Genomic DNA, 13,534 nt, shown 5'->3' with positions numbered 1-13,534 from the left:
ATAGCCTAAACAGGCCGCAATGATACATCGCCCGCCACCACCGTGACCGGCCCTTGCGCCGTCAGCAAGGACAGGCAGCCGTTGGCATCCACGCCTAGCGCGGTGCCCTCATGCACAATCTGGCCCTGGTCCAGGATGCGGACCATCTGCTGCGCATACGCATGCATGCTGTTCCAGCGCCCGGTAAAGGCGGCAAAACCCTGCTGCTCGAACTGCTGCAAGGCCTTGGCCAGTGCATTCAGCAAGTGAGCCATCAGCGTGTTCCTGTCCATCTGCGCCAGCCAGGGCGCGTCGGCGACTTCCCTGCCTATCTCCGCCTCCAGTTCGTGCGGAATGCTCAGGTTAAGGCCTATGCCAATCACTGTCCAGGTGCCGCCGCCGTCCTGATCCGGCACTGGCGAGGTTTCTATCAATATGCCGGCCAGCTTCTTGCCGTCTTTCAAAATATCATTGGGCCATTTCAATTGCACCGGTACGCTCTGGGCCAGCAAGACCTCGGCCACGGCCACGCCGACTGCCAGCGGCAAGCCGAGCAGGCCCTGCGCCTGCCTGCGGAAACGCCAGGCCAGTGAAAATGTCAGTACACCGCCGGGCACCGAGCGCCAGACCCTGCCGGCGCGCCCGCGGCCTGCGGTCTGGCGTTCGGCGACGCGCAGCACGGGAGCCTGCAGCAGATGCAGCCGCGCCATCAGGTCGGCATTGGTGGAACCGGTTTCTTCCACTACCTCCACATCGGCCAGGCTGCCGTACTGGTCCAGCAGGGGAATAATTTGATTGGTATGCAGTGTAGTGCTCATGCAGCTTGCTTAGAAAATGAAAAATGCGATGACAAATAAGATGACAGATAAATTTCTACAAAATTAATAGCATACCCGGCATATACAACGGCATGTGCCCGGCAGGTACGAAAAAAAAGCACCGGAGCTTTTCGCTACGGTGCTTTCATTCTTGCTACTTGCTAAATTACGCTTCGCCGTCCGCCGCAGCATCGGTCGCTGCTACTTCAGGAATCGGTGCAAATGCTGCTTTTTCTGCCTGCAGCAATGCCGAGCGTTCATCCGCTTCCCAAGTTTCTTTCAACTTGCGGGCACGGTGGAATGCCAGACCTGTACCAGCCGGTATCAGGCGACCGACGATGACGTTTTCTTTCAGGCCGCGCAGGGTATCTTTCTTGCCCATGATCGCTGCTTCTGTCAGAACACGTGTCGTTTCCTGGAAGGACGCGGCAGAGATGAAGGAATCGGTAGACAAGGAAGCCTTGGTAATACCCAGCAATACGTTTTCGTATGTTGCAGGGATACCGCCAGCCGCAGTGACGCGATCATTTTCATCCAGCAGTTCGGAGCGTTCTACCTGTTCACCGACGATGTAGTTGGCATCGCCTGGGTTCACTACGGCAACACGGCGCAACATCTGACGCACAATCACTTCAATGTGCTTGTCATTGATCTTAACGCCCTGCAGACGGTACACGTCCTGCACTTCGTCAACGATGTAGCGTGCCAGTGCTTCGATACCCAGCAAGCGCAGGATGTCTTGCGGATCGGCAGGGCCGTCCACGATCATCTCACCCTTGTTGACTACCTGGCCGTCATGCACCAGAACCTGCTTGTCCTTGGTGATCAGGAATTCATGCTTCTCACCGTCCATGTCGGTGATTTCCAGACGCTGTTTACCCTTGGTTTCTTTACCAAACGCAACCGTACCTGTAACCTCGGCCAACATACCTGCATCTTTTGGCGAACGTGCTTCGAACAGTTCGGCAACGCGTGGCAGACCACCAGTAATATCACGAGTCTTCTGTGATTCAGTCGGGATACGCGCCAGGACTTCACCAACGGTAACTTGCTGGCCGTCTTTGACAGTAATCAGCGCGCCAACCTGGAAGCCGATCGTCACTGCGTGTTCGGTGCCGGCGATCTTCACTTCTTCGCCTTGTTCGTTCAACAGTTTTACCTGTGGACGCAGCGATTTGGTCACAGAGCCGCGACGTTTCGCATCGATCGCCACCAGAGTGGACAGACCGGTAACTTCGTCGACCTGCTTGGCAACGGTAACGCCTTCTTCCACGTTTTCGAATTTCACGGTACCTGTGTACTCAGTGATAATCGGACGTGTCAGCGGATCCCAGGTTGCCAGTGCAATACCAGCCTTGATCACCATGCCGTCTTTAACGATCAGCGTCGCGCCGTAAGGCACTTTATGACGTTCACGTTCACGACCGTGGTCATCCGTGATCAGCACTTCGCCGGAACGGGAAATAACGATCTGGTCGCCTTTGCCGTTAGTCACATAACGCATAGTCGCTGTGAAGCGGATAGTACCGTTGGACTTGGCTTCAACAGAAGATGCAATCGCTGCACGGGATGCCGCACCACCGATGTGGAAGGTACGCATCGTCAACTGTGTACCTGGTTCACCGATGGACTGCGCAGCGATAACACCGACTGCTTCACCAGCGTTGACCAGAGTACCGCGGCCCAGGTCGCGACCGTAGCACATTGCGCACAGGCCGTAGCGTGTGTCGCAAGTCAGCGGAGTGCGAACCTTGACTTCGTCGATGCCCAGACGTTCGATTTCTTCTACTGCATTCTCATCCAGCAATGTACCTGCATCGTACAGGTTGGCTTGCGTTTCAGGATTGACGATGTCGTTCGCAGCAACGCGGCCCAGGATCAGGTCACGCAACGGAACGTTCACTTCACCACCTTCAACGATCGCCTTCATGGACGCGCCGTTGGCTGTGCCGCAATCATCCTCGATCACAACCAGATCCTGCGTAACGTCAACCAGCCTACGTGTCAGGTAACCGGAGTTCGCTGTTTTCAACGCCGTATCGGCCAGACCCTTACGGGCACCGTGCGTAGAAATAAAGTACTGCAACACGTTCAGACCTTCGCGGAAGTTCGCGGTGATCGGTGTTTCAATAATCGAACCGTCCGGTTTCGCCATCAGGCCACGCATACCGGCCAACTGGCGAATCTGGGCAGCGGAACCACGTGCACCGGAGTCGGCCATCATGTAAATCGCGTTGAACGATTCCTGAGTGCCTTTGCTACCGTCGCGGCGGACTACGTCTTCCACTTTCAGCTGTTCCATCATGGCCTTACCGACTTCGTCACCGGTCTTGCCCCAGATATCCACAACCTTGTTGTAACGCTCGCCAGCTGTTACCAGACCGGATGCATACTGCTGTTCGATCTGTTTGACTTCGTGTTCTGCGCTCGCCACCAGGGTGACTTTTTGCGGCGGAACCAGCATGTCATCGATACAGATGGAGATACCTGCGCGTGTCGCCAGGCGGAAACCGGACTGCATCAGTTGATCGGCAAACACGACCGTTGCGCGCAGACCGCACTTACGGAAGGATGTATCGATCAGCTTGGAGATTTCTTTTTTCTTCAGCGCGCGGTTCAGCACGGTGAAAGGCAAGCCCTTAGGCAGAATCTCGGACAGAATTGCGCGGCCGACGGTGGTTTCGTAGCGCTTGATAGTGCGCACGAATTCACCAGTAGCTGGATCTTTTGGATTTTCAACGATACGTACGGTGATACGTGTCGTCAATTCCACTTCCTTGTTGTCGTAAGCACGGATGACCTCGGATACGTCCGGGAACATCATGCCTTCGCCCTTGCCGTTGATTTTCTCGCGGGTAGCGTAGTACAGACCCAACACGATATCCTGGGAAGGCACAATAGACGGTTCGCCGTTGGACGGGAACAGAATGTTGTTGGATGCCAACATCAGGGTACGTGCTTCCATCTGCGCTTCGATAGACAGAGGAACGTGAACCGCCATTTGATCGCCGTCAAAGTCGGCATTGAATGCGGCGCAGACCAGCGGATGCAACTGGATCGCTTTACCTTCAATCAGGACCGGCTCAAACGCCTGGATACCCAGACGGTGCAATGTTGGCGCACGGTTCAGCATCACAGGATGTTCGCGGATGACTTCTTCCAGGATATCCCAGACGACCGGCTCCTGGATTTCTACCAGTTTCTTCGCTGCCTTGATCGTTGTCGCCAGGCCCATCAATTCCAGTTTATTGAAAATGAAAGGCTTGAACAGTTCCAGCGCCATCAGCTTCGGCAAGCCACACTGATGCAATTTCAGCTGTGGACCAACCACGATAACGGAACGACCGGAGTAATCGACGCGCTTACCCAGCAAGTTCTGACGGAAACGACCGCCTTTACCTTTGATCATCTCAGCCAGGGATTTCAGCGGACGCTTGTTGGCGCCAGTCATCGCCTTACCGCGACGGCCGTTATCCAGCAGAGAATCAACCGCTTCCTGCAGCATACGCTTTTCGTTGCGTGTGATGATTTCCGGAGCGCGCAATTCCATCAGGCGCTTCAGACGGTTGTTACGGTTGATGACGCGGCGATACAGATCGTTCAGATCGGAGGTCGCAAAGCGGCCGCCGTCCAGCGGTACCAGCGGACGCAATTCCGGGGGCAATACTGGCAGCACTTCCATGATCATCCAGTCCGGCTTGATGCCGGAACGCTGGAATGCTTCCAGCACTTTCAGACGCTTCGCATATTTCTTGATCTTGGCTTCGGATTTGGACTCTTTCAGCTCTACGCGCAGCGCTTCGGCATCACGGTCGATGTCGATGGAGCGCAGCAGTTCACGGATGCCTTCGGCGCCCATGAATGCAGTAAAGTCGTCGCCGTACTCTTCGTACTTGGCAGCATAGTCATCTTCCGACATGATCTGGCATTTTTTCAGCGGAGTCATGCCTGGATCGGTCACAACATATGCTTCAAAATACAGAACGCGTTCGATATCGCGCAGGGTCATGTCCAATACCATACCCAGACGGGATGGCAGGGATTTCAGGAACCAGATGTGCGCAGTCGGGGAAGCCAGCTCGATATGACCCATGCGTTCACGACGCACTTTAGCCAGAGTAACTTCAACGCCGCACTTTTCGCAGATAACGCCGCGATGTTTCAGTCGCTTGTACTTACCGCACAGGCATTCGTAATCCTTGATTGGGCCAAAAATCTTGGCGCAAAACAGGCCGTCACGCTCAGGCTTGAAAGTACGATAGTTGATGGTTTCCGGCTTTTTAACTTCGCCGTAGGACCATGAACGGATTTTTTCTGGCGACGCAAGACCAATCTTGATCGNCTTGATCGCGTCGAATTGTTCATTTTGCTGAACTTGCTTGAATAGATCGAGCAGGGCTTTCATGTATCACTCCAGTCAGGTGTGAAAAAATGCATTAATTACTGTACTTGCCTATCAAATCTGCCGCACAGCCCGGAGGCTGCGCGGCCGGATTTGATTAGTCGCGCTCGAGGTCGATGTCGATACCCAGGGAGCGGATTTCCTTAACAAGAACGTTAAAGGATTCCGGCATGCCGGCATCGATCACGTGATCGCCCTTGACCAGGTTCTCGTACACTTTGGTACGGCCATTAACGTCATCGGACTTCACGGTCAACATCTCTTGCAACACATAAGATGCGCCGTATGCTTCCAGTGCCCACACCTCCATCTCACCGAAACGCTGACCACCGAACTGAGCTTTACCGCCCAGTGGCTGCTGCGTAACCAGAGAGTATGGACCTGTAGAACGGGCATGCATCTTGTCATCGACCAGATGGTGCAGTTTCAGTACGTGCATGTAACCAACGGTGACATTACGCTCAAACGCTTCGCCAGTACGACCGTCATACAGTGTCACCTGGTTTTTCGAAGGCGTCATGCCCAGTTGTTTGGCGATATGGTCTGGGTAAGCCAGATCCAGCATGCGACGAATTTCTTCTTCGTGTGCACCGTCAAACACCGGCGTTGCGAAAGGCACGCCATTTTTCAGGTTGGCTGTCAGTTCCAGGATCTCGGTATCGGAGAAGCCGTCGATGTCTTCCTTCTTGCCAGATTCGTTGTAAATCTTCTTCAGGAAATCACGCAGTTCTTCGACCTTGGCCTTGGCTTTCAGCATTTCGCCGATACGCAGACCCAGGCCTTTTGCCGCCCAGCCCAGATGCACTTCCAGAACCTGACCAACGTTCATCCGTGAAGGAACGCCCAATGGGTTCAACACGATGTCCGCTGGCGTACCGTCGGCCATGTAAGGCATGTCTTCGATAGGAACGATACGGGAAACCACACCCTTGTTACCGTGGCGACCCGCCATCTTGTCACCAGGTTGCAGACGACGCTTAACAGCCAGGTAAACCTTGACCATTTTTTGTACGCCTGGAGGCAATTCATCGCCCTGTGTCAGCTTGGTACGTTTTTCTTCGAAAGCCAGATCGAACTGATGACGTTTTTCAGCGATGGAATCCTTGATAGCTTCCAGAGCTTTAGCAGCATCGTCGTCAGCAGGACGGATATCAAACCAGTGATATTTATCCAGATCCGCCAGGTATTCCTTGGTGATCTTGCTGCCTTTGGCCAGTTTCGCAGGGCCGCCATTGGCAACCTTGTCGATCAGCATACGTTCCAGACGTTCAAACGCATCGCCTTCAACAATACGCAACTGATCGTTCAGGTCCAGGCGATAGCGCTTCAGTTCATCGTCGATGATCTGTTGAGCGCGCTTGTCACGCTGTATGCCTTCGCGGGTAAACACTTGAACGTCGATTACTGTACCCACCATGCCGGAAGGCACGCGCAGGGACGTATCTTTTACGTCGGATGCTTTTTCGCCGAAAATCGCGCGCAGCAGTTTTTCTTCCGGTGTCAGCTGGGTTTCGCCTTTTGGCGTTACCTTACCAACCAGTGTGTCGCCGGCAGTCACTTCAGCACCGATGTAGACGATACCGGATTCATCCAGGCGGGCCAGTTGGTTCTCGGCCAGATTGGAGATATCGCGGGTAATTTCTTCAGCGCCCAGCTTGGTATCACGTGCAACAACCGACAACTCTTCGATGTGAATCGATGTGTAGCGGTCATCGGCAACTACTTTTTCGGAGATCAGGATCGAATCTTCGAAGTTGTAGCCGTTCCAAGGCATAAACGCGACCAGCATGTTTTGGCCCAGCGCCAGTTCACCGAGGTCGGTGGACGCGCCGTCAGCCAGAACGTCACCTTTGGCAACCATGTCGCCTACCTGAACGATAGGACGCTGGTTGATGTTGGTGTTCTGGTTGGAACGTGTGTACTTGATCAGGTTGTAGATATCTACACCGACTTCACCGGCTTGCGCTTCAGCGTCATTCACACGAATAACGATACGGCCCGCATCGATGTAGTCCACTTTACCGCCGCGCAATGCCTGCACTGTCGTGCCGGAATCGACTGCCACGGTACGTTCGATACCTGTACCGACGAATGCTTTTTCTGGGCGCAGGCAAGGAACTGCCTGGCGCTGCATGTTGGCACCCATCAACGCACGGTTCGCATCATCGTGTTCAAGGAACGGAATCAGCGAAGCCGCAACGGAAACAACCTGGCCTGTGGCCACGTCCATGTACTGAACGCGTTCTGGGGATACCAGAATGGTTTCGCCCGCTTCACGCGCGGAAACCAGTTCATCCACCAGAGTACCGGCGCCGTCGATGGTCGCATTCGCCTGAGCGATGATGTAGCGGCCTTCTTCGATTGCGGACAGGTAATCGATCTGGTTAGTGATCTTGCTGTCGACAACCTTGCGGTATGGCGTTTCCAGGAAACCGTATTCATTCAGACGAGCGTACAGCGCCAGCGAGTTGATCAGACCAATGTTCGGTCCCTCAGGCGTTTCGATCGGGCAGACACGGCCATAGTGGGTTGGATGAACGTCACGCACCTCAAAGCCTGCACGTTCACGTGTCAAACCACCAGGTCCCAGTGCAGAGATACGACGCTTATGCGTGATCTCGGACAGCGGGTTGGTCTGATCCATAAACTGCGACAACTGCGAAGAACCGAAGAACTCGCGGATAGCAGCAGAGATAGGCTTGGAGTTGATCAGGTCATGCGGCATCAGGTTATCGGCTTCAGCCTGGCCCAGACGCTCTTTCACAGCACGTTCTACACGTACCAGACCGGCGCGGAACTGATTCTCAGCCAATTCACCGACGCAACGTACACGGCGGTTACCCAAGTGATCGATATCGTCGACTTCGCCGCGGCCATTGCGCAGCTCTACCAGGATCTTGATCACAGCCAGCACGTCCTCATTGGACAGGGTCATCTGACCTGTCAACTCGTCACGGCCGATACGGCGGTTGAACTTCATGCGACCCACTGCGGACAGATCGTAACGATCTTCGCTGTAGAACAGGCCGTTGAACAATGCCTCTACGGAGTCTTCTGTCGGTGGTTCGCCAGGACGCATCATACGGTAGATCGCTACACGCGCAGCCATCTGATCTACTGTGTCGTCGGTACGCAGAGTCTGGGAGATGTAAGCACCCTGGTCCAGATCATTGGTGTACAGAGTCTGGATTTCCTTGACGCCGCCTTCGCGCAAACGGCCGAGCAATTCTTCTGTCAGCTCGTCGTTGGCATTGGCAATCACTTCACCTGTGTCGGTATCAACGATGTTCTTCGCCAATACGCGGCCCAGCAGGTAGTCTTCCGGTACGGAGATGTGCTTGATGCCTGCAGTTTCGATGTCGCGTACGTGACGAGCATTGATACGCTTGTCTTTTGCAACCAGGACTTTGCCCGATTTGTCGGCGATATCAAAACGTGCAACTTCACCACGCAGGCGCTCGGACACGAATTCCATTTCTGCGCCATCATTGTGCAGTGTGAAATTGTCGAAGACGAAGAAGTTAGCCAGGATCTGTTCGTTGGTCATGCCGATGGCACGCAACAAAATCGTTACCGGCATCTTGCGGCGGCGATCGATACGGAAGAATAGGATGTCTTTAGGATCGAATTCGAAATCCAGCCAGGAACCGCGGTAAGGAATGATCCTTGCCGAGAACAGCAATTTACCGGACGAGTGTGTCTTGCCGCGGTCGTGTTCGAAGAACACGCCAGGCGAACGGTGCAACTGGGACACGATAACGCGCTCAGTACCGTTGATAACAAAAGAACCAGTAGTCGTCATGAGCGGCAATTCGCCCATGTAGACTTCCTGTTCCTTCATTTCTTTAACGACCGGTTTAGTAGGAGATTCTTTATCCAGAATGACCAGACGCACTTTTGCACGCAAAGGAGATGCAAAAGTGAGGCCACGCTGTTGACATTCCTTGACGTCAAAAGCAGGATCACCTAAAACGTAGGATAGGAATTCGAGACGAGCGAACCCATTATGCGACACGATCGGGAAAATGGACGTGAAGGCTGACTGCAAGCCCTCGTTTTTGCGGGACGACGGTGCTTTGTCGGCTTGCAAAAAGCCCAGATATGACTCGAGCTGGGTCGCCAGCAGGAACGGAACGTTGTGAACGTTAGCGCGTTTCGCAAAAGATTTACGAATACGCTTCTTCTCAGTAAATGAGTAGTGCATGGACACTCCGTGAGTGACAAGGAAGGATGGAGAATTCAGGATTCAAACTGCAATATCAAGTCCGGAAACTCAATAAATACATCATGAAACCTCAAGTCTCAGCCCTTACAATGTTGAAACTAAGCTTCGAGCCGACAAACTGGGGCAGATAAACTTGCCGCAGAACTTACTATTACACTACAAACCAGAACGACGAAGAAGCCAAAGAGGAACCCTCTCTTTTGAGAGGATTCCAATCTTTGACTCTGGCGAATCCGGAAATTCGCCCTGTAACATCAATATTACTTGATGTCTGCTTTCGCGCCAGCTTCTTCCAGTTTTTTCTTAGCAGCTTCAGCATCAGCTTTAGCAACTGCTTCTTTAACTGCTTTAGGAGCGCCGTCAACCAGATCTTTAGCTTCTTTCAAGCCCAGACCAGTCAATTCGCGAACTGCTTTAATTACGCCAACTTTGTTTGCGCCGACTTCAGACAGAATTACGTTGAATTCTGTTTGTTCTTCAGCAGCAGCGGCACCAGCACCACCACCAGCTGCAGGTGCAGCCATTGCAGCAGCGGAAACGCCGAATTTTTCTTCGAATGCCTTAACCAGGTCGTTCAGGTCCATTACGGACATCGCGCCTACGGCTTCCAGGATATCGTCTTTGCTAATTGCCATTTGAAACTCCAATTATTTAGTATTACATCTATTCGGTATTGACGAAATTACGCGAAACAGCAATTAAGCTGCTTCTGCTTCTTTCTTTGCTGCCAGAGCTGCGAGGCCACGTGCGAAGCCGGATACAGGAGCCTGCATCATGCCCAACACTTGTGACAACAGAACTTCACGGCTAGGAATGCTTGCCAATGCGATAACGCCAGCTTTATCCAGCGTTTTACCAGCATAGTTACCTGCTTTAACAACCAGCTTGTCGTTGGATTTTGCAAAGTCTTGAACGACTTTAGCAGCAGCAACGGCATCTTCCGAGATCGCATAGATCAACGGGCCGGTCATTTCAGAAGCGAGGCTTGCGAATGCAGTTCCCTCAACAGCGCGACGTGCCAACGTGTTTTTCAACACGCGCATGTATACGCCTTGAGCACGTGCCGAAGCACGCAATTGCGTCAAATGACCGACCTGGATGCCACGGTATTCGGCCACGACGATAGTCTGTGCTTTAGCTACTTTTGCAGAGACTTCGGCTACTACGGCCTTTTTGTCATTCAGATTGAGACTCACGGTCAACCTCCAATTATGATATTCGGTCATCGCATCAGGATGATGCCACTTCCTTATATCGTTTCGAACACGGCGTCCGAAGTTAGGAGTCCCACACTGGCGGGCCAGCGATGTAACTACAAACTTGTTCGGGTACACCATCTGCGTTGGGAAAACCGGTCGCCCGGCTCGTTTTAACTTTGTACATCAGCTTGCATGTACGCCGCCCAACGGTCTTTGACACTCTGACCGGTATTGATAAATCGATACCGGTCAGCCCAAAGATGCGCCACGCACTATAAGCAGTGCATGGACTTAATTCTTGCTGATTACGCGTTCAGACTTGCGTGATCTACACGTACGCCAGCGCCCATAGTGGACGAGATGGAAACCTTACGCAGGTAAACACCTTTGCTGGACGCTGGTTTAGCTTTGTTCAATGCTTCGATCAGAGCAACCAGGTTGGATTTCAAATCTGCGTCGCCAAAGGACTTGCGGCCGATGGTCGAGTGGATGATACCAGCCTTGTCAGTACGGTATTGAACTTGACCAGCTTTTGCGTTTTTAACCGCGCCAGCAACGTCAGGAGTTACAGTACCAACTTTAGGATTCGGCATCATGCCGCGTGGTCCCAGGATCTGGCCCAGGGTACCAACGATACGCATAGTGTCTGGAGAAGCGATAACGATATCAAAAGGCATGTCGCCAGCTTTGATACGTTCAGCCAAATCTTCCATACCAACGATGTCTGCACCAGCTGCTTTAGCTTGTTCAGCTTTTTCGCCAGTTGCGAATACTGCAACGCGTACAGTTTTACCTGTGCCGGCTGGCAATACTACGGAACCACGAACAACCTGGTCAGATTTCTTAGGATCAACGCCCAGTTGAACTGAAACGTCGATGGATTCGTTGAATTTCGCAGTTGCGCACTCTTTGATCAACGCAATAGCGCTATCAAATGGGTATACCTTCAGGCGGTCAACTTTGGATTTCAGCGCTTTTGCGCGTTTGGATAACTTAGCCATTACAGACCCTCTACCGTGATGCCCATGGAGCGTGCCGAACCAGCGATGGTGCGTACTGCTGCATCCATGTCCGCTGCTGTCAGATCTGCGCGTTTAACGGTCGCGATCTCTTCAGCTTGCTTACGAGTAATTTTGCCGACTTTGTCAGTATGTGGTTTAGCGGAACCTTTAGTGATGCCAGCCGCTTTTTTGATCATGTAAGTTGCTGGAGGAGTCTTCATCACGAATGTGAAAGACTTGTCCGCAAATGCAGTGATCACGACAGGGATAGGCATGCCTGGTTCTACACCTTGAGTCTGCGCGTTGAACGCTTTGCAGAATTCCATGATGTTCAAACCACGTTGACCCAATGCTGGACCAATCGGTGGGGATGGATTTGCTTTACCGGCTGGCACTTGCAGCTTGATAAAGCCTATGATTTTCTTTGCCATGATGGCTCCTTCATAAGTTGAGTGTTAGCGCCCACTAGCACAAACTTGCTGTATTAACGGGCTCCTCTGTTTGCTACTTGCCGGTTTAAACAATATTTCTATTGCTGCGCACCGGCTGGCGCTAATTCTTGCAGGCTTGCTTAGACCTTCTCTACCTGGCCAAATTCCAGTTCAACTGGAGTAGCGCGGCCGAAGATGGTGACAGTAACGCGTACTTTGGATTTTTCGTAGTTCACTTCTTCCACGTTGCCGTTAAAGTCAGTGAATGGACCATCCTTGATACGTACTACTTCGCCTACTTCGTACAAGACCTTAGGCCTTGGCTTCTCGACACCCTCTTGCATCTGCTGCAAGATTTTATCGACTTCATGCTGAGGAATCGGCGACGGCTTGTTGGATTTGCCACCGATAAAACCGGTTACCTTGTTGGTGTTCTTAACCAAGTGCCAGGTATCGTCAGTCATTTCCATCTCGACGAATACATAGCTTGGGAACAAGCGCCTTTCGGTAACGGCTTTTTTGCCGTTCTTTACTTCAATCACTTCTTCAGTCGGCACCAGGATCTGGCCAAACTTATCTTGCATCTCTGCGCGCTCGATGCGCTCAGTCAGTGCGCGCTGTACGCTTTTTTCCATGCCTGAATAGGCATGCACTGCGTACCATCTTTTAGCGCTTTTAGGTACAGACACTGTTGGCTCTGTACCTGCTTCGTTATCCTGATTGTTTTCGTTCATTATTTCTTCCATCCGAGAACCAGTTCCAATAACACGAATTCAAGAATCTTGTCCGTGCCCCAGAGGAAAATTGACATAAGCAAAACAAAACCAAACACTACGGCAGTAATCTGCATCGCTTCTTTACGCGTAGGCCAAACTACTTTTTTGGTTTCGCGCACAGATTCGCGGGCAAAGTCGATAAAACCTTTACCGGCTTCCGAAGTCCACGCCAAACCAATAGCGACGATCAGGCCGGCAACCAGCGCCGACGAACGCACCAAGGTAGATTGATTCGCGAGAATATAAAAAGCAGCAACACCGGCAACGACAGCAACGATCGCCAGGATGACTTTGAACTTGTCATTTGACGTGCTGACTGTTTGAACGGGATGGTTAGACATACTCTATTTACTTTCGATGCCCTGCGGCCATGATGGTGGCAGGGGCGGAGGGAATCGAACCCCCAACCTTCGGTTTTGGAGACCGACGCTCTGCCAATTGAGCTACACCCCTACGCCTTTGAACTTCTTGAACCAAACGCAGTGATCCAATACTGGAGCACTGCGTCTATTCATATACTACCGAACTACTAATTACTCGATGATCTTGGCAACAACACCAGCACCAACAGTACGACCACCTTCGCGGATCGCGAAACGCAGACCTTCTTCCATCGCGATCGGGTTGATCAGTTTTACTGTGATCGACACGTTATCGCCTGGCATGACCATTTCTTTGTCTTTCGGCAACTCGATCGAACCAG

10 protein-coding genes and 1 tRNA gene are annotated in these 13,534 nt (G+C 52.5%); all 11 read right to left on the bottom strand.

Annotation, left to right across the window (positions count from 1 at the left end; all coding sequences use genetic code 11):
* Positions 1 to 5: 5 nt before the first annotated feature.
* Positions 6 to 797: a biotin--[acetyl-CoA-carboxylase] ligase gene (locus IEW12_RS28150; protein ID WP_188569489.1), complete on the bottom strand. Its 792-nt coding sequence runs from the start codon at positions 795 to 797 to the stop codon at positions 6 to 8.
* Between the two features lie 166 nt (positions 798 to 963).
* Entirely contained in the window at positions 964 to 5,202 is a 4,239-nt protein-coding gene (rpoC, locus tag IEW12_RS28145; protein WP_188569488.1) for a DNA-directed RNA polymerase subunit beta', read from the bottom strand.
* Between the two features lie 94 nt (positions 5,203 to 5,296).
* Entirely contained in the window at positions 5,297 to 9,403 is a 4,107-nt protein-coding gene (rpoB, locus tag IEW12_RS28140) for a DNA-directed RNA polymerase subunit beta (protein WP_188569487.1), read from the bottom strand.
* A gap of 281 nt (positions 9,404 to 9,684) precedes the next feature.
* Positions 9,685 to 10,059: a 50S ribosomal protein L7/L12 gene (rplL, locus tag IEW12_RS28135; protein ID WP_188569486.1), complete on the bottom strand. Its 375-nt coding sequence runs from the start codon at positions 10,057 to 10,059 to the stop codon at positions 9,685 to 9,687.
* 63 nt (positions 10,060 to 10,122) lie between these two features.
* Positions 10,123 to 10,620 carry a 50S ribosomal protein L10 gene (rplJ, locus tag IEW12_RS28130; protein ID WP_188569485.1) on the bottom strand — a complete coding sequence of 166 codons (498 nt, stop codon included), beginning with the start codon at positions 10,618 to 10,620 and terminating at the stop codon, positions 10,123 to 10,125.
* Between the two features lie 308 nt (positions 10,621 to 10,928).
* A complete protein-coding gene (gene rplA / locus IEW12_RS28125; RefSeq protein ID WP_188569484.1) occupies positions 10,929 to 11,624 on the bottom strand; it encodes a 50S ribosomal protein L1 in 696 nt (231 codons plus the stop codon).
* A complete protein-coding gene (rplK, locus tag IEW12_RS28120; protein ID WP_188569483.1) occupies positions 11,624 to 12,055 on the bottom strand; it encodes a 50S ribosomal protein L11 in 432 nt (143 codons plus the stop codon). Before rplK ends, rplA begins: the two co-directional genes overlap by 1 nt.
* A gap of 140 nt (positions 12,056 to 12,195) precedes the next feature.
* Entirely contained in the window at positions 12,196 to 12,789 is a 594-nt protein-coding gene (nusG, locus tag IEW12_RS28115; RefSeq protein WP_188569482.1) for a transcription termination/antitermination protein NusG, read from the bottom strand.
* Positions 12,789 to 13,172 carry a preprotein translocase subunit SecE gene (gene secE / locus IEW12_RS28110; protein WP_188569481.1) on the bottom strand — a complete coding sequence of 128 codons (384 nt, stop codon included), beginning with the start codon at positions 13,170 to 13,172 and terminating at the stop codon, positions 12,789 to 12,791. Before secE ends, nusG begins: the two co-directional genes overlap by 1 nt.
* Before the next feature lie 36 nt (positions 13,173 to 13,208).
* A tRNA-Trp gene (locus IEW12_RS28105) sits at positions 13,209 to 13,284 on the bottom strand.
* Positions 13,285 to 13,364: 80 nt separating this feature from the next.
* Positions 13,365 to 13,534: EF-Tu C-terminal domain-related protein (locus tag IEW12_RS28100; protein ID WP_503826894.1), on the bottom strand; the 170-nt coding region annotated here is incomplete at its 5' end.

Origin of the sequence: Parundibacterium terreum, assembly GCF_014636315.1 — a bacterium.
GTDB classification, from domain to species: domain Bacteria; phylum Pseudomonadota; class Gammaproteobacteria; order Burkholderiales; family Burkholderiaceae_D; genus Undibacterium; species Undibacterium terreum.
Note: the sequence above shows the minus strand (reverse complement) of the source record. Positions and strands in the feature narration are given on the sequence as shown.

Bases quoted from the DNA above. Each gene is read 5' to 3' on its own strand.
- IEW12_RS28150 (WP_188569489.1), bottom strand. From the start codon at position 797: ATGAGCACTACACTGCATACCAATCAAATTATTCCCCTGCTGGACCAG.
- rplA (WP_188569484.1), bottom strand. From the start codon at position 11,624: ATGGCTAAGTTATCCAAACGCGCAAAAGCGCTGAAATCCAAAGTTGAC.
- rpoB (WP_188569487.1), bottom strand. From the start codon at position 9,403: ATGCACTACTCATTTACTGAGAAGAAGCGTATTCGTAAATCTTTTGCG.
- nusG (WP_188569482.1), bottom strand. From the start codon at position 12,789: ATGAACGAAAACAATCAGGATAACGAAGCAGGTACAGAGCCAACAGTG.
- secE (WP_188569481.1), bottom strand. From the start codon at position 13,172: ATGTCTAACCATCCCGTTCAAACAGTCAGCACGTCAAATGACAAGTTC.
- rplK (WP_188569483.1), bottom strand. From the start codon at position 12,055: ATGGCAAAGAAAATCATAGGCTTTATCAAGCTGCAAGTGCCAGCCGGT.
- rplL (WP_188569486.1), bottom strand. From the start codon at position 10,059: ATGGCAATTAGCAAAGACGATATCCTGGAAGCCGTAGGCGCGATGTCC.